Annotated in this window: 19 protein-coding genes; 16 read left to right on the top strand and 3 right to left on the bottom strand. The window is 42.4% G+C overall.

The genetic code is table 11. From position 1 onward, the window contains the following. Positions 1-10: 10 nt before the first annotated feature. The 3 genes from JZO85_RS08625 to JZO85_RS08635 all read right to left on the bottom strand — a co-directional run bounded on the left by JZO85_RS08625 (position 11) and on the right by JZO85_RS08635 (position 2,443). Positions 11-1,471, bottom strand: a complete 1,461-nt coding sequence (locus tag JZO85_RS08625; RefSeq protein ID WP_207108105.1) for a PTS galactitol transporter subunit IIC — start codon at positions 1,469-1,471, stop codon at positions 11-13. A 136-nt stretch (positions 1,472-1,607) separates the two neighbouring features. Continuing rightward, entirely contained in the window at positions 1,608-1,910 is a 303-nt protein-coding gene (locus JZO85_RS08630) for a PTS sugar transporter subunit IIB (protein ID WP_207108106.1), read from the bottom strand. Positions 1,911-1,951: 41 nt separating this feature from the next. Further along, the gene (locus tag JZO85_RS08635; RefSeq protein ID WP_207108107.1) at positions 1,952-2,443 is read right to left on the bottom strand and encodes a PTS sugar transporter subunit IIA; all 492 of its coding nucleotides are present in this window, start codon (positions 2,441-2,443) and stop codon (positions 1,952-1,954) included. 155 nt (positions 2,444-2,598) lie between these two features. Here JZO85_RS08635 and JZO85_RS08640 point away from each other — a divergent pair, with 155 nt between their 5' ends. The 16 genes from JZO85_RS08640 (at position 2,599) to JZO85_RS08715 (ending at position 17,330) form a co-directional block, all read left to right on the top strand. Then, complete coding sequence (locus tag JZO85_RS08640; protein WP_207108108.1) at positions 2,599-3,375, top strand: DeoR/GlpR family DNA-binding transcription regulator; 777 nt, start codon at positions 2,599-2,601, stop codon at positions 3,373-3,375. A 34-nt stretch (positions 3,376-3,409) separates the two neighbouring features. Beyond that, positions 3,410-3,838 carry a galactose-6-phosphate isomerase subunit LacA gene (gene lacA / locus JZO85_RS08645; protein ID WP_207108109.1) on the top strand — a complete coding sequence of 143 codons (429 nt, stop codon included), beginning with the start codon at positions 3,410-3,412 and terminating at the stop codon, positions 3,836-3,838. A gap of 18 nt (positions 3,839-3,856) precedes the next feature. Continuing rightward, complete coding sequence (gene lacB / locus JZO85_RS08650) at positions 3,857-4,372, top strand: galactose-6-phosphate isomerase subunit LacB (protein ID WP_207108110.1); 516 nt, start codon at positions 3,857-3,859, stop codon at positions 4,370-4,372. Positions 4,373-4,384: 12 nt separating this feature from the next. Continuing rightward, positions 4,385-5,311 (top strand): tagatose-6-phosphate kinase, encoded by a 927-nt coding sequence (gene lacC / locus JZO85_RS08655; RefSeq protein ID WP_207108111.1) that lies wholly within the window; start codon positions 4,385-4,387, stop codon positions 5,309-5,311. A 15-nt stretch (positions 5,312-5,326) separates the two neighbouring features. Further along, positions 5,327-6,313: a tagatose-bisphosphate aldolase gene (lacD, locus tag JZO85_RS08660; RefSeq protein WP_207108112.1), complete on the top strand. Its 987-nt coding sequence runs from the start codon at positions 5,327-5,329 to the stop codon at positions 6,311-6,313. A 275-nt stretch (positions 6,314-6,588) separates the two neighbouring features. Next, positions 6,589-8,646 (top strand): PRD domain-containing protein, encoded by a 2,058-nt coding sequence (locus JZO85_RS08665; protein ID WP_207108113.1) that lies wholly within the window; start codon positions 6,589-6,591, stop codon positions 8,644-8,646. Positions 8,647-8,887: 241 nt separating this feature from the next. Beyond that, complete coding sequence (locus JZO85_RS08670; RefSeq protein ID WP_207108114.1) at positions 8,888-9,355, top strand: PTS sugar transporter subunit IIA; 468 nt, start codon at positions 8,888-8,890, stop codon at positions 9,353-9,355. 15 nt (positions 9,356-9,370) lie between these two features. Continuing rightward, positions 9,371-9,667: a PTS sugar transporter subunit IIB gene (locus tag JZO85_RS08675; RefSeq protein WP_207108115.1), complete on the top strand. Its 297-nt coding sequence runs from the start codon at positions 9,371-9,373 to the stop codon at positions 9,665-9,667. 165 nt (positions 9,668-9,832) lie between these two features. Continuing rightward, positions 9,833-11,086, top strand: coding sequence for a PTS transporter subunit IIC (locus tag JZO85_RS08680; protein WP_207108116.1), 1,254 nt, complete (start codon positions 9,833-9,835; stop codon positions 11,084-11,086). 35 nt (positions 11,087-11,121) lie between these two features. Beyond that, on the top strand, positions 11,122-11,766 hold the full coding sequence (rpe, locus tag JZO85_RS08685; RefSeq protein ID WP_207108117.1) for a ribulose-phosphate 3-epimerase: 645 nt from the start codon (positions 11,122-11,124) through the stop codon (positions 11,764-11,766). Between the two features lie 63 nt (positions 11,767-11,829). Further along, positions 11,830-12,582 (top strand): SDR family NAD(P)-dependent oxidoreductase, encoded by a 753-nt coding sequence (locus JZO85_RS08690; protein WP_207108118.1) that lies wholly within the window; start codon positions 11,830-11,832, stop codon positions 12,580-12,582. A gap of 135 nt (positions 12,583-12,717) precedes the next feature. Next, a complete protein-coding gene (gene hxlB / locus JZO85_RS08695) occupies positions 12,718-13,296 on the top strand; it encodes a 6-phospho-3-hexuloisomerase (RefSeq protein ID WP_207108119.1) in 579 nt (192 codons plus the stop codon). A 293-nt stretch (positions 13,297-13,589) separates the two neighbouring features. Next, the gene (locus tag JZO85_RS08700) at positions 13,590-14,258 is read left to right on the top strand and encodes a response regulator transcription factor (RefSeq protein ID WP_207108120.1); all 669 of its coding nucleotides are present in this window, start codon (positions 13,590-13,592) and stop codon (positions 14,256-14,258) included. Beyond that, on the top strand, positions 14,249-15,343 hold the full coding sequence (locus JZO85_RS08705) for a sensor histidine kinase (protein ID WP_207108121.1): 1,095 nt from the start codon (positions 14,249-14,251) through the stop codon (positions 15,341-15,343). The genes JZO85_RS08700 and JZO85_RS08705 overlap by 10 nt, the downstream gene beginning before the upstream one ends. A gap of 53 nt (positions 15,344-15,396) precedes the next feature. Continuing rightward, entirely contained in the window at positions 15,397-16,662 is a 1,266-nt protein-coding gene (locus tag JZO85_RS23115) for an ABC transporter permease (RefSeq protein WP_242550280.1), read from the top strand. Further along, entirely contained in the window at positions 16,659-17,330 is a 672-nt protein-coding gene (locus JZO85_RS08715; protein WP_207108122.1) for an ATP-binding cassette domain-containing protein, read from the top strand. The genes JZO85_RS23115 and JZO85_RS08715 overlap by 4 nt, the downstream gene beginning before the upstream one ends. Positions 17,331-17,341: the final 11 nt, after the last annotated feature.

Genomic DNA, 17,341 nt, shown 5'->3' on the forward strand with positions numbered 1-17,341 from the left:
TTTGTTTGTTTTATTTTGCCTCAGCAGCATAAGCAACGTTGCCCTTAGCTGATGCCGGAGCGGTTTTTTCTTCTTTTTCTGCTGCATAAGCGGCATTGCGTTTTTTCATTTGACGAGCATACCAGATGAAGATCAACAGGTAAGCGCCCAGTGCTAAAGCAGCGTAGAGGACAAATTCAATTTGACCTTGAGAAGCATTGCCGACTAAGTAGCCTAAGAATTTTTCGATTGGGCCCTCCATGGTCGTATGAGAAATCATCGCAGATTCGCTTAATCCTGATGGAAAGGCACCGACAGCTTTGGCTGTTTGAGTGACAAAAGGAGCGATCAATGTTCCGGACCATAAGAACAACGGCAACTCAATTGCACCGATGACGATCATTCGAATCAATTTTCCGCGAGTGACTACCAGCAGTGCCGGTGTAACACCCATGGCAATGATCCCGCCCAACGGCAATAATTTATTACCTGGTAAAATGATGGCTTCCAATAGCATGATTGGAGCTAAAACGTTAGCCGCTGCCCAGATTTCTGCGCGACCAGCGAGGAAAGGCCAGTCTAAACCGATATTGATGGTGCGGCCTTTTAGACGTTTGTTGGCAAAGTCAGTAATCCCTTGAGATAACGGTTCGACGGCAGCGATGAACCAAGCGCCGATCAAAGAGAACAATTCCAAACAAACCGCGGCAGTGAAGGCGAGTGAGAAAATTTGGGTTGGTGTTTGTCCAGCTAATAGCCCGACGAAAATACCTAAATAGATACCAATCGCAAATTTTGATCCCCAAAAGCCGATCTTGCTGTTTAATTTAGCGGCATCGAAGTCGTATTTATCCAGCCAAGGAAAGACCTTATCAAAAATTTTGTCAAAAACCATGATGATTGGATTCATCATGTAATTCATGTGGGTTGTTGTCATCGGATTGCTGTCAGGTGCGTTCAATAAATCATTGAAGGTCGGCTTCATCAAATCTGAGTTCCAGATTTTAAGAACCCCAATGAAAATAACCAAAGCAGAGGCGATGAACAGATTTGCACCGCAGAAGATGGCGAACAAGCCGACGATCGCTAAATGCCAAATATCAAAGATATCTACGTCCAGGGTGTTGGTCTTTTTCATTGCCAACATGATGATGTTCACGATCACCATAATCAATAGGAAGTAAAGAGTGTAGGGGGAGCCCCAGGTGATGGTTGCTAATGGTGCCCAGCCTACATCTGTGATGTTCAAAGAAATTCCTGTACGTTCAACAAAAGCGGTCATTGCGTCTGAAAAAGCAGTCGTTAAAATTCCAATAATAGCTCCGATCCCAGTTAAGGCAATCCCAAGTTTGATCCCACCTTCTAGGGCGCGTGACGGTTTCACTTTAAAAAATAGGGCGATAACAGTTAGTACGATGGTCATTAATGGTGCCGCCCCTAAATTAATTAGAGGAGTAAACAGTTGATTGGCGATATCAATAATTGTACTCATTCGTTTGTCCTTTCTTGGAACTAGTGGAAATTCTCTAGTCTTCCACATGACGTTTTTTGATTAGCTGTATCTGGCTCAATGAATCGATCTTCAAGGTGATAGGCTGAGGAAGTGGGTTCATTGAGCCATTTTTCGATTATTTATTCAGCGATTGGATCGCGCTCTCCATACTTTGATAAACAGGCTCTGCCATCGCAGGGATACGATAAAGAATTGCACCTGCATCAACAATAGGAATATTTACGTCAAAGCCTAAGTCAGTATTAGCGATTTGCGCGAAAATGTCATAATGCGAAAGCATGTCTTCATTGATGTCTTTGATCATTACGGCATCGCAGGTCACTTGATAGCCGCGGTTGCTCAATTCGGTTTCTAAGGCGCTTTTGATTTGATGGCTTGAATTCACTCCTGCACCACAGGCTGCTAAAATTTTGATCATGATTGTACTCTCCTTAATAAAATTATTTTTTATCCTGCAAATTATGCAGAAATTTCCATGTTAAAGTGTTCCTCTAAAAACTGATAGATCGCTTCTGTTTCCTCAAGCTTGAAAAACGCACAGAGCTCAGCCTTATCGACTGAATTGATGAAATCCATGATATCAGCCAGCATACCGGCCTGTGCTTCACCGTTTTCGTTCAAAATCATAAATAAGAAACGGGCAGAGAGTTGCTCGCTAGGCGAGATCATATTGTGAAATGTGATCTCTTTGTTCAATTTGATTGGAATGATTCGGGTTGTTTTAACATATTCGCTTTCCGTATGAGGGATCGCTATGTCAGGCAATCCTTCAGAAACAGGAGAAAGATCCAAGCCAGTCGGATAATTTCTTTCCCGCTCTAAAAGATTCCCCAAAAAATCCTCAGTAACTAACTGTTTGTTTAACAGATCCAAATAAACTTCTTCGAAAACTTTTTCTTGTGTGTCCTGGTTGGAAACATAGGTTGTTTCTCTAAAAAAAAGCTTTTTCAAACAGAACAGCTCCTTTCTTAGTTTGTTTATGTTTGTTTACACGTTGAGTATAATCGCTTACATTTGCTTTGTCAACACAAAACGAAAATAAATAAACACATACTGTTGAAAAATGTTTGATAATGTTTTATTATAAGTGTGTGGAGGGACAACCTATGCTGAAAACAGAGCGTCAACAATCAATCTTGGCCATGTGCGATCGCTATGGGACGATCACAGTGAAGTTCATTCAGGAAGTATTAGATGTTTCTGATATGACCATTCGGCGAGACCTGGAAGAGCTCGCTCAAAGGAAGAAGCTGCTGCGTGTTCATGGCGGCGCACAGAAAATAAACAATCAGGAAGTTTTCACATCTTCTATAGAAACAAACGAACTTTCCCATAATGAAAAAAAGAAGCTGCATACCAGAGAAAAAGAGTATATCGCAAGAAATGCGGCGGCCTACATCACTAAAGAAGATGACACGATCTTCCTTGGTTCCGGGACGACGATTGAGTTGATGACTCAATACATCGAATCGTCTTCATTGCGGATTGTGACCAACAGTTTGCCGGTTTTCAATTTATTAAGTGAAACCAAACGATTTGAACTTTACCTGATCGGTGGACTCTACCGTGAAAAGACTGGTGCTTTTGTCGGTTCGATCGCCAATGAGGCAGTCCAGAAAATCGGGATCAAGAAGGCCTTTGTCGGTGTCAATGGTTTAAAAGGACCAGAGGTGTCCAACTTCAGTATTGAAGAAGGAACGCTGCAGAAAATTGTGTTGGACAATGCCGCTGAAAAATGTTTGGTTTCTGATGCGAACAAGTTCGATCATAGCGATTTTTATAATTTCTATGATCTGCGCAAGGTTGATGCACTATTTACGGATTCTACTCTTTCAGCAGAGCTGAAGAGTTATTATCAGCAATACACCAAAATTATTCAATAAAATAAGCAAGCTTTATTAGGAGGAGGAAATAGCAATGCGTGTAGTAATTGGTTCAGACAGTGATGGGATGAGACTCAAGGAAGTCATTAAGGAAGATCTGATCAATAAAGGATTTACTGTAGTAGACAAAAGTGAAACTGCTTCGGAGGATTTTGTGGAATCCACGTTGGCGATCGCCAATGATTTAAATGAAAACGAGGGCAGCTTAGGAGTAGCGATCGATGGTTATGGTGCCGGCAGCTTTATTACCGCGGTGAAGGTAAAAGGGATGGTGGCAGCGGAGGTCTCTGATGAGCGCAGTGCCTATATGACAAGGGAGCACAACAATTCCCGCATGATCACTCTTGGTTCAAAAATCGTCGGCGATGAGCTGGCACTAAACATCGTTCGAGAATTTTTACAGGCGAACTATGATGGCGGCCGTCATCAAATTCGGGTCGATATGCTAAACAAAATGGCGTAATCAGAAAGGATGAATAGAATGAAAATCGCAATCGGCTGTGACCACATCGTCACAGATACAAAAATGGCTGTATCAGATTTCTTAAAATCAAAGGGACATGAAGTATTGGATATGGGGACGTATGACTTTACTCGAACCCATTATCCGATTTATGGGAAAAAAGTCGGGGAAGCTGTAACCAATGGTGAAGCAGATTTAGGTGTTTGCTTATGTGGTACCGGAGTTGGGATTAACAATGCGGTCAATAAGGTTCCTGGGATTCGCAGTGCTTTGGTGCGGGACATGACCACCGCGATTTACGCGAAGGAGCAATTGAATGCTAATGTGATTGGTTTTGGCGCTCGAATCACCGGCGAATTCTTGATCTGTGACATTTTGGAGGCCTTTATCCAAGCAGAGTATCAAGAAACGGAAGAAAACAAAAAATTGATCGCTAAGATTGATCATGTCGAAAAAGCCAGCGCTGATCAAGCCGATCCGCATTTCTTCGATGAATTTATCGAAAAATGGGACCGCGGCGAATACCACGATTAAGAGGGCGGTTAAATGATTCTAACTATTACGATGAATCCTTCGATCGACATTTCCTATCCACTAGCAGAATTTAAGCTGGATACAGTTAACCGAGTGAAAAATGTTCGCAAAACAGCTGGGGGCAAAGGGTTGAATGTGACCCGTATCTTGAAACAATTAGAGGCCGAGGTGACTGCCAGTGGTTTGATCGGAGGATTTTTAGGAGAAGAAATCAAGAAAGAATTGGATCAGAATAGGATTTCTCATGACTTTTTACCGATCAGCGGGGAGACGCGGAATTGCATCGCTGTGCTGCACGAGGGGCAGCAGACGGAAATTCTAGAAAGTGGACCAATTATTTCTGCAGCAGAAGCGGCGAAATTTCTTCAGCATTTCGAACGCTTAGCGGCAAAAGCAGATATTATCTCTATTTCCGGCAGCCTGCCGGAGGGATTACCGGTAGATTTTTATAGCCGCATGCTGCAGGTATGTCGGGAAAAACCAGTGGTTTTAGACTGTTCCGGCGACGCTTTGAAGGAAGTACTCGCTGGTGAGGTCAAGCCTCGCTTGATCAAGCCGAACACCGAAGAGCTTGCAGGATTACTAGGTCGAAGTGTTTCTAGCGATGCGGCAGAATTAAAAGCGGCGTTGTCTGATCCGATGTTTGCGGGGATCGAATGGATCGTCGTTTCTATGGGTGGTGAGGGCGCGTTTGCAAAGCACCGCGATAGATTTTATCGTGTCAACATTCCTGAAATCACAGTGGCAAATCCTGTCGGGTCTGGCGATGCGACGGTGGCTGGTTTAACTGCGGCGCTTGAAAAAGAGCGGTCTGCTGAAGACGTGTTAAAGCAGGGCAACGTTTTAGGAATGTTAAATGCCGAAGAAGCAACAACGGGACACGTGAATCTTACCAAATATCACTCATTATTCGAACAAATTGAAGTAGCGGAAGTCTAATAGGAGGGCATGAAAATGAACGAAGAAAAGCGGCAATTTATCAAGCAATTATGCAATGAAGAGGGAGTGATCGGAGCGCTAGCAATCGACCAGCGGGGAGCATTGAAAAAAATGATCACGAAGTTCAAGGGCAGCGCTGCCGAAGAATCAGAGATCATCGAATTTAAGGAACTTGTCTCCTCTCAATTAACCAACTACGCGTCATCGATTTTGCTAGATCCGGAATATGGATTACCCGCAGCGAGTGTACGAGCAGAAACGGCCGGTCTATTATTAGCCTATGAAAAAACAGGCTATGACGCATCAACTCCTGGCCGGTTACCGGATTTATTATCGATCTGGTCAGTCAAACGCCTAAAGGAAGCTGGCGCCGATGCCTGCAAATTTTTGCTTTATTATGATGTGGATGAAGCAAAAGAAATCAACGATCAAAAGCATGCCTTCATCGAGCGCATCGGTTCAGAATGTCAGGCAGAGAACCTGCCATTTTTCCTAGAGCTGGTTTCATATGATGCGGATATCTCTGACGCAGGCTCGAAGGCCTATGCACTAAAAAAACCGCATAAGGTGAATGAAATGATGAAGGAATTTTCTGATCCGCGTTATGGTGTAGATGTTTTAAAAGTAGAAGTGCCAGTCAATATGAATTACGTTGAAGGCTACGCTGCCGGTGAAGTCGTGTATACCAAAGCAGAAGCCGCAAACTTCTTCAAGGAGCAGGCCGAAGCAACGAATTTGCCATTCATCTTTTTGAGTGCTGGTGTAAAAGCTGAGCTGTTCCAGGAAACGCTGCGCTTTGCAAAAGACGCGGGCTCAACCTTCAATGGTGTACTTTGCGGCCGTGCCACATGGGCTGACGGAGTAGAAAGCTATATCGCGGATGGTAAAGAAGCGGCGATTGAATGGATGAATACACAAGGACGTAAAAACATTGAAGAATTAAATGCGGTGTTGAAAGAAACCGCCACACCAGTGGAAATACTGACTGCCGCTTTGTCTTAAAAAGAAATTCCGGCTAATTTTATCAAATAAGACCCAGATACCTAAACTCTGGCAAAATGTCTGATAGAGACACTTTGCTGAAGGAGCTTTCGTGTCTGGGTTTTTCATGTGTCCAACAAACACCTCTTCGAAAGCTCCTTATTAATGAAAATGTGATGGTCGTACCATAAAAGGTTCATCCCAATCAATACTTTCGCGAAAACATTTTTTGTGCGAAAAAAATTCGCAATTCTTTTCGAAAGCGCTTATTATTTTGATGAAGGGGGTTGTTTCTTGTGAGTGATCGTAATCTAGAAATTTTACAGCAATTAATCAAGAAAAGAAGCATTCAGGAAGAGGAATTGTCTGAGCTGTTTGATCTTTCAGCGAGACAATTATCTTATAGTATTGAAGCCATCAATGAAAAATTGCTGGAGAATCAATTGCCTGTCATAGAAAAACGCCAAGGCTGCTACTATGCGAAAAACGCAGCTGCCGAGTATTTATCGATCCAACAATCGATTCGGGATATTGTTTTTTCTAAAGAAGATCGTGTTTTTTTACTTTTAATCATGATTTTGATTCGCACAGAGGAGTTGTCCTTGGATCATTTTTGTATTGAACTGCAAATCAGTAAAAATACTGCATTGACAGATATAAAAAGAGCCAAAGAGCTATTGGCGAAGCATCATCTAAGGATCGAATTTTCTCGAAAAAAAGGGTATGTCATTTTAGGAAGTGAGTGGAACAAAAGAATTGTGTTATTTCATTCCATCACTAAGATATATAAATACTATGGAGAAAAGGTCACAGAGGAGTGGCTGGAGGGCTCGAAAAAAAATCTGGAGCAGGTTAAGAACGATGTGCTGAAAATTGAGAAATACATCGGTGCCAAATACACCGATGAAGATTTTTATCCGCTAATTTATTTTATCGCGTCATTATTTACTCGCATTGAGCGAGGGCAATTGATCGATGGTTCAAGAATCAGCGAGCGTGATGAGATTGAACATACGAAAGAATATCAATCCCTATCTTATATAACTACTGATTTTCCAGAATTGCCTGAGGATGAAAAAATTTTTATTGCACTTCAATTATTGAGCTCAAATGTTCGTAACAAAGGAATGGTCTCAGAAAAAGAGCTGCCGCTGCTGGCGAATTCTTTATGGGAGTTTTTGATTGAATTTGAAACCAATACGTTTCTAGTCTTGTCTGATAAAAAGGACTTGCTGAAAAAGCTATTGAACCATTTTAAGCCGGCCTATTATCGGATCAAGTATGAGCTTTCAACGGAAAATGTCTTGTATGAAAAGATTCGGACAGAATACAAGGTTCTTCATGATTTTGTCTGTCGTTCGATCGGGCCGCTGGAAGAGTTTTTCGATACCGAAATCAGCGATGAGGAAATTGCCTATATTACTTTGTTTGTTGGGGGGCATTTGATTGGCAACGACCATAATGAGCTGGAAGAAAAAGTTGTGAAGGCGGTGATTTTATGTCCCAATGGCATCTCGATGTCCAAGCTGATTGAAAAAAATTTAAAAGAGCTTTTTCCTGAATTTTTATTCTATCCGACCAATTCAGTTCGTGAGTATAAAAGCTTTGTGTTGCCCCACGATATCGTATTTTCAACAGTACCGGTGGAATCAGAAAAGAAGGTTTATCTGATCAGCGAGATCCTCAATAAAGGGGAGCAGCTAAGATTGCGGCAGGATGTAATCAAGGATTTATATCAATTGGATTTTTCTGGAATTCGTTCGACAGATATTCTCGCTGTCGTCAAGCAGTACGTTCCTGTAAATAAAAAAGTAGAGGCAACGGTTCTTGAAGCATTGGATTCGCTTTTATTAGGTGAACAAAGCGGTCTGAATGAGGAGGATATGCTTGCTAAAAATGAGTTGTCGCAGGTCATTAAGGAAGAAAGCATTCTCTATATTGAAGAGGCGGTCTCGTGGGAAGAGATTTTGTGCAAAGCCAGCCAATGCTTGATTGACCAAGCAATCATTTCTTCGGAGTACACCGAGGCCTTATTAAAGGAATATCGCGATCAGCCAGCGTATATCGTGCTGAGGCAGCGGATCGTATTGCCTCATTTAGATCCCATGCTAATCGAACAAAAATTGGGTGTATGTTTTGTGGTGCTGAAGCAAGGAGTGCTGTATCAAAAGCAAAAGCTCCATGTAGTCGCTCTTTTGACAACACCGAATAAAACGAGTCATTTGACGATTTTGTATCACATCAATCGCATGGCAAAGGATGCTGAGTTCATTGAAAAGCTGATCGAATTAGAAGATGAAGGGAAAATAAAAGAAGCCCTTCAAGACTTTTCCTCCAATCAAGAGGAGCAATAAATAGAAAGCCAAATGGTCCTATACTATCAAAAACGATGGTGATAGGGGTGTTTGGCTTTCTTTTTGTTAAGTATTTTCCCAAAATACCTTAAAATCGTTAACTTTTTTTGTTCATCACAATCACCTGTCTCAAATGAACAATTTTTGGACAAAACGTCGATAGAATTAATGCTCTAAAGCATTTATGATTTAGTCAAGGAGTTAGCCGCTAACTCAAATAGTTATTAAAGGAGGAGGATTCATGCTAACGGATTATGTGAAGAAGGACTTGATTTTTCTTAACTTAATCGTTTCTGATCGAATCGAGTTGTTTAAAGAGCTTTCTGCTCTTTTTCTTGAAAAGGGATATGTAAATGAAGGCTTTTATGATTTTATCGTGGAACGAGAAGAAAATTATCCCACCGGATTAGATTTAGAGACACATACGGTTGCCATCCCGCATGGTGATTCAGCATTTGTCAAGCAACCATTCATTTCGATCGTTACGTTAAAGGAGCCGATCAAAATGAAGAAAATGGAAAATGCCGATGAGGAAATCAAGGTTGATCTATTCTTTTTCTTAGGTCTGAATGATGGCACGCAGCATTTGCAGATTTTAAAGCAGGTCATAGGAGTTATTCAACACGAAGAATTTGTTAAAAAAATTAAAGGGGTGAAGACATCTGAAGAAATGATGGATGTTATTAATGGTGTCACTGTAGGCAATTAAGAGGAGGAGATAGAAATGAGAAAAGTAACTATTTTAGTCGCATGCGGAAGCGGCGTCGCAACATCAACAGTAGCAGCGGATGAGGTGAAGGCATTATGTAAAGAGCACAATATTCCCATCAGCTTAAGTAAATGCAGTATGACAGAATTACCCACCCAAAGTCAGAATGCCGATATCGTTTTGACGACTAACAATTTCAAAGGTGAGCTGGCAGTGCCGGTATTGAGTATCATGGGCTTTGTCACAGGGATTAATGAGGCGAAGTTGAAGAAGACTTTAGTGGAAAAATTACAAGAAATTCAAAATGCATAAAAAAGGCACACTGTTCCGCTTTTGCCTGAGAAACGAAGCGGAACGGCATACCTCTATAGAACTTGTATTAATTTTAACATATTTGAGCTGAAAAGTACCTCGATGTACTTTTGGAAAACGCATAGATGAATTAGGAGCAGCTGGAGCTATTGAAGGGAGAATAAAATGGATAAATTAATTGAAATTGTACAGACCATCACGGGAATGGGTGCCTCAGCAATTTTACCGATCATTATTACTATTTTAGGATTGGTTTTCAGAATGAAGTTAGGAGATGCGGTCAAAGCAGGACTAACGGTTGGTGTCGGTTTTATCGGATTGACTTTAGTTGTCGGTCTATTGAATACATCACTGGATCCGGCAGTCGCGTATTATTCAAAGATGGGGTCAGGCTTTACGATCACTGATATCGGATGGCCAGCTGTTGGTGCGGCTTCTTGGATGGCTCCGTTTGCCGGCTTAGCGATCCCAATCGGTTTAGTATTGAATCTATTGTTGGTTCGTTTGAAATTAACCAAGACATTGAATGTCGACATCTGGAACTACATGCATTTTCTTGTGCCGGGGGCGTTAGCCTATTTCATCTTTGATAACTTCTTTATTGGACTCGCCGTGACGGTTGTTCTATCAGTTCTGGCTCTTTTTGTCGGCGACTGGGTGGCACCGATTTGGCAAGAATACTATGGATTAGAGGGCACGACTTGTACAACAATCATTCATACAGGCTGGACCTTTGTCGTTGCCTGGTTAATGAACAAGATAATCGATCTGATTCCAGGATTAAATAAACTGGACATCAGCTTGGAGGGTGTGAACAAACGGATCGGAGTCATGGGAGAGCCTGTGATTATCGGAACGATCGTAGGGGTTCTTTTAGGGCTGTTGACTCGTCAGGGAATTACCGAAATTATTCCAATGGGGATGGGCGTAGCCGGAGTCATGGTTCTGATGCCTAGAGTAGTAAGTGTTTTAATGGACGGCTTGTCGCCGATTGGGAAAGCGGCGAAGGACTTTATGCAAAAACAAATGGGTGAAGATGCTGACTTGAATATCGGGATGGATGTTGCCTTAGGGTTAGGAGATCCGACAACAACAACAGTTACAGTAATCTCGATTCCATTGGTGATGCTATGTGCGCTTGCATTACCAGGTGTGAAAACTTTCCCGATTGGTATCCTTATGTCGATTATTTATATGTCGGTTATGACTGTTATGGCTAGCAAAGGGAATCTGCTGCGATCGATCATCACAACTGTTTTGTTCTGCGTGATCATTCTCTATCTGGGGGGCTACGTGGCGCCTGGAGCTACAGAAATGCTGAATGGCGCGGGCGTTGGGTTGAAAGGACAAGGCACTGACTTTGTATTGACTGGTCCTTGGAGTATCCTGATGTACTGGCTGAGTACGATCTTTGGCTAGAGCAGCAGGACATAAGACGAAAAAGGAGAAGAGAGATGACACAAATTTTACCCTCGATTTTTGGTGCTGACATACTGCATTTACAAGACGAGATTGATTTTCTAGAAGCGGAGCAGACGGAGATTTTACACGTAGATTTGATGGATGGTAATTTTGTTTCAAATATCGCCTTTGGTCCCAATCAAATTGCGGCGATGAAGCAGCATTCTACAATGACCTTTGATGTTCACATGATGGTAGAACAGCCAAACGATCATCTGGAGGATGTGATTCAGACAGGGGCAGAAATGATTTCTGTTCACTATGAGGCGACGCCGCATATTCATTCGATTCTGCAGAAGATTCGTAAGGCGAAAAGAAAAGCTGGGGTGGTGATCAATCCTGGTACACCAGAGGCAGCATTGGAGTATTTGCTAGAGGAGATCGATTATATCCTGATTATGACTATCAATCCCGGACAGCCTGGTCAGACCTTCATTCGAAAAAGTTTGGAAAAAATTCGTAATACAAAAAAGCTGATCGGTGATCGCAATATTCTGATCGAAGTTGACGGCGGAGTGAATAAAGAGTTAGCCAAGCAATGTGCTGAAGCAGGTGCTGATTTAATTGTTGTTGGTGGTGCGCTGTTTTCAGAGGATAAAAAAGCGCGATATGAAGAATTAAAAAAAGCCGTCCAATGAAAAGAATCGAGAGCTGCTCATTTTCACTAGACAGAAGACTACAGTCATAGGAGTAATGATAAAATGGAAAATTTTAAAGGAAAAGTCGCGCTGATCACTGGAGGCGCGCATGGAATCGGCAAGGGGATCGCAGAAAAGTTTGCGGCAGCCGGCGCACACACGGTAATCGTGGATTATAATCAGGAAACAGGAACTAAAACAGCCGCAGAAATTTCGGCAAAATATGTGAAATCCCTATTTATCAAAGCAGATGTTTCCCAGCCTCAGGCATTGGAGGCTGCTCGTGAACAGGTGTTTGAAGTGTTCGGCCGGATCGATATTTTAGTGTTGAATGCGGGTGTTGCTTTTGCGAATAAGATGAATGATATTTCGTTTGAAGAATGGAGCAAGACCTTGAATATCAACTTGACGGGATTGTTCAATACAGTTAAGGCCTTTTATAATGATTTTTTGACAAATAGCGGAGCCATTGTTTATATCAGTTCGGGTTCAGCGCTGAGCGGAACCGGCGGCGGTGTTTCCTATCCAGCCTCTAAAGCCGGCGGCGAAGGACTGATTCGCGGATTAGCAAAGGAACTTGGACCTAAAGGTGTGAACGTAAATGCCATCGCTCCCCGTTTGATCGATACTGGTGAAATGATGCGGGTGAACTATCCTACACAGGAAAGCCTAGATGCCGTTCTCGAAAAGATTCCTGTTCGTCGTCTTGGTACGATAGAGGATGTTGCGAATCTTGCCGTTTTCTTAGCAGATCCGGCGAATTCATACATTCAAGGACAAACGATTTTAATGGATGGCGGCAGAACGATCGCCTAAAAGTAGAATCACAGAATCGGCTCACAAAAATGATGATAAGTCGATTCTGTTTTTTCCTTAATAATTGAAAGTAAAAACACAAAATACTTAACATTCGTAAAGTATTTTTTCGATTCGCTTAAAGTGTTTTATTGAATGAGACTAAATTTTAGGAGGGGAAACGTGAAGAATTATACGCTAGCGATTTTACATGAATTGACTCAAAATGCAGCGAAAATCGATGCGAATGAGACGGCGCAATTCATTGCTCAACTCAAAAAAGCCAGTCACATCTTTCTAAATGGAGCGGGACGTTCTGGAATCGCCATCCAGGCCTTTGCGAATCGATTGCTGCATCTTGGCTTTTCAGTAAGTATTGTGGGAGAGATCACTTCTCCTCATTCCAAACCAGGTGATCTTTTAGTCATCTGCTCAGGTTCTGGAGAAACCAGCAGCTTGAAAAGCTTAGCTGAAAAGGCGAAACAAAGCGGTGTGGATTTGGCATTGGTGACAATGAAACGCGCATCGACAATCGGCCGATTAGCAGATGTGGTGCTGGTCCTTCCAGGAACAACGAAGGAAGAAAACCAGCGTGGGGAGACCTTTGCGCAGCCAATGGGTTCAGCGTTTGAACAGCTGGCCTTTCTAACATTCGATGGCTTGGTAAAGAATTTGATGGACGCTACAGGCGAGACATCTGAGACCATGTTTCATCGACACGCGGATTTTGAATAGAAAGCTTTTGAGACGAAACTAGAAAAACTCTTTACCGTAAGCATAATAAGAATATAAAGCAAAACGACTATATACTTTCGAAATGGAAAGAATATAGTCGTTTTACTTTCATTTTGTTAAGTTTTTCTCAAAATGGCTTTCGGGATTATATGCTTTTTAGCCTTCAGCTTTTTTCGGCTATTTGGCGAAAATCTTGAAATCTTCACAAAAATAAAATGGACATTCATAAAGAAGCTGTACTATTCTAAAAAGAATAGGAACGATCATTTTATCCAATTGAGGAGTGAGAATAGATGCGTGTATTGGTAGTTGAGGACAATCGTGAATTGGCTTTGTCAGTGAAAAAGGGCCTGGAGCAAGAGAATATTTCAGTAGATCTAGCTTATGATGGTGAGCTGGGAGAAGAAAAGGCCTTCGTGAATGCCTACGATGGCATCTTGTTGGATTTGAATTTGCCTAAAAAGGATGGGCTAGAAGTTTTGCAGCATTTAAGGGAATCCGAGGTTGAAAGTCCGGTGATTATTATTACTGCTCGCGATGAGATCGAAGAGCGGGCGAAGGGATTAGATTTTGGTGCCGATGACTATTTAGTCAAGCCTTTTGAGCTATTAGAACTGAAAGCGCGTCTGCGGGCAGTTATTAGACGGTATCATGGCCGCGCGCTGCCGCAGATTTCGATCGGCGGGCTGATGGTTGATCCTGTTTCGCGCAAGGCTAGCTATCTGCAAAAGGAAATTTTATTGAAGCCGAAGGAATTTGATATTTTGCTGTGCATCGCGCAGCGTTATCCGGCCGTTGTCTCTTCTGAAGAAATATCCGAGCATGTCTATGATGAAGATTTTGATCCATTTTCATCCGTCCTGCGCGTTCATCTGGCTCGCTTGAAAAAGAAGCTGGCTGAAGCTGCGGAGAAAGAAGTCTTAAAAACGATCCGAGCAAAGGGGTATCAATTATGCGACTGAATTTTAAAATGACGATTACCATGCTGACGTTCTCATTGCTGGTAACCGGAGTGATTTTGGGAAGCTTTTTCTTTTTGCGAAACAATGTGGAAAGTATCAGCTTTGCTTCTGCGTTGGGTGAGAATGTTTATATCATGGGAGAAGAGGCGACGGTCCAGTCAAAAACAAACTTGGATGTCTCAGAGTCAAAAAACGGTGAAACTATGAACATTTCAATGCTGGACAAGGCTTATCGAGATGAGCTGTTCAAGTATTTACCGGCGATGGTGCTGGTGATTTGTTCGGCAGTTTTATTGCTGACCTTTTTGCTCTGGCTAGTATTACGCAAAATTTACAGCAATCAAATAGTGGCGATCACTCATGACTTAACGTTTATTGATCAATTGCCTAAAAATACCGTAAAAGATGAGGTGCTTAGTGAAGCCTTCAACAAATTAAAGGATAAATTTGACGGCCATCTGGAGGATTATCGCCGCTTGAATAGCTATTTGACCCATGAACAAAAGAATGCCATTGCGATTTTGCGCACTAATCTTGAAATTGAGCGTCAAAGTGCGAATCAAGGAAATCTAGCACTGTTAGATCGTTTAACCGACAGTATCGATGATATTTTGACCTTATCGAACAATACGAGTGATCTTGGAGAAGAGGTCGTAGATGTTTCTTTAGTCTGTGCAGAGGTTTGTGATGCCTATAAAAAGAATTACCCGAATCTTTTGTTTCAGTTTGATGAGGAGGCCTCCACGCTGATCAAAGGACGCGATCGTTGGATTTATCGCGCGGTTTCCAATTTGGTGGACAATGCGATCAAATATGGCGAGGGCAAGCTGGTAACCGTGACGATCACAAACCAAAACGAAAGTGTCATTATTGAAGTGAGGGATCAGGGAATTGGGATACCTCAAGAAAAACAGTCAGAGATTTTTTCCCATCACTACCGAGTCAACGGCTTGAAGCAAGACGGTTACGGGATCGGGTTGTCAGTGGTGTCCCACGTCTGTGATTTGTGTCGCGGGTTTGTTTACTTAGAAAGTATGGAAAAACTAGGTTCGACGTTTTATTTAAGTTTTCCTAGTGTGGGTTAACATTCAGTTAACAGAGAATTTGCTACGATACGCTCATAGGAGGAGAGAAAGCGATGATCATCATCCGACATGCTTGGCTAAATCTTAAGCGCAACCGCTTCAGTCACTTGAAGCTCAGCTGTTTCATTTTTCTGCTTACGCTGATTGTTTTCTCAATGCTGCAGATCTATCGAAGGGCGACGATTTATTTTACAGAATATCGCGATCAAGCAGCGACTGTCGTAAAGGGCGTTCAGGATTTAAATCAAACAGGACAAGCAAACAAATTGAATACAACCGATTATGAACAATTGAAACATTTGCCTTACGTAAAGAGGAGTCAACTAACCGGTCAAAGCATCATCTCATCGTCTATAGCCCAACCGACAGAGCAGGATCAAACAGCTGTTGGGTATTATAGCTTTTCGTCGGAGGCTAACAACGGAAATTATCTACCGGTGACGATGCTGGACGATGACTCTTTAAAAACACTTTTAACCGATAAAAAAGAACAGCTTCAGGGAACGGTCCCGCTGGAAAAAGGAACGTGTGTCATCAGCGAAGCATTGGCAAATGCCAATAAGCTCAAGGTGAATGATACCATCCAGCTCGGCGCAAAGGGCCAGGAGCAAAAGGTCAGAATCGCAGGAATTGCGAACTATTCAACAACGGAACAGCTGGCAACGCTCAATACACTGCTGATCAACTGGAAAACAGAAACGATGCTACAGAAAAATATCATGCAGCCTTTTTCCAGTGTGATGTTCCAATTGACCAGTAAAAAGGAAATAAAAAAATTTGTAAAAGACTTTAAAAAAATGGACTCTTTCAAAAACTATTCGCTGATCAGTCAGAGCTGGTCGCAGGGATTGCTTCAGACAACCAAAGACACGTTGGACTTACTGTTTAATGGGCTAATCGTTGCCTTAATTTTGGGAGTAGTTCTGATCGCTGCTGTTTATCAGTACCATATCAAACAGCGAAAAGATTTTTATACGCTGCACTTGATGGGGCTGGATCGCAGAGTTTTGTCCTTCAGCAGTTCGCTGGAATATCTGGTCATTGTTATAGTGATTGGTCTCAGTGCATTTTTTACTTCTCAACAGCTCAGCCGCTGGATCACGGGAGAATGGCTGCTCAAGCTTCAGAAGAACTTGGCCCAGCAGGAACCTTTTGTAGACTGGCTATTGCCTCATTTTGAGCAAAACGCTTGGGTGAGCTGGCAGAATTACGCTGGAGCATTCTTCTTAGGTGTTGGTCTGCTGATCATGCTTCTGCTGGTGAATTTCCGAATCACTCAGATCATTCGTGATCCGCTACAGGAGGTGGCCAGAAGATGACTGAATGGGTCTTAAAAAATGTTGAGTATCGTTATGAGCGTTCAGAAATAAAAACGCTGGACGGGATTCACGGAAGCTTTCAAACAGGAAAAAGCTACCAGATTTTTGGGAACCCAGGCAGCGGAAAATCAACGTTATTGGCTCTTTTTGCCGGCCTGGCGGTTTGCACCAAAGGCTCTCTGACAGTTTCAGGTCAGGAAATCGCCTCTCTTGAGCGAAACATTTACCGTGGCCGTGAGACGGCGTGCATCTTTCAAGCAGGAAGCTTATTAAAGGATTCCCCTTTAGCGAATCTGGAGATGGAAGTCTTGCTTTCTGGTGCCAAGCTTGAGAAGGAGCGGCTGAAAAGAATCCTGCTAGCTGTAGGGCTGGCGGAAAATCAGTTGAAGACTCCGACAAATCGATTATCAGAAAAAAATCGTCAATTAGTGGCCCTAGCGAAGCTGCTTGCTAAGCAACATGCCAAGCTGATTTTAATCGATGAGCCTGAAAAAGTGTTCAGCGAATGCGGAGTGCCAGTTGCCATGGAGCTTCTTAGAAACCACTGCCTACAGCAGGAAAAGTGTTTAATTTTTACCACTCAATCAACACAATCGGTCCAATTTGCGGATGAACTATGGGGTCTTAATGGAGGAAAATTACTCTTTATTAAGGAACAACACCCTTAGGCAAGATCTCG

The organism is Candidatus Enterococcus murrayae (assembly GCF_017315985.1).
GTDB lineage: Bacteria > Bacillota > Bacilli > Lactobacillales > Enterococcaceae > Enterococcus_A > Enterococcus_A murrayae.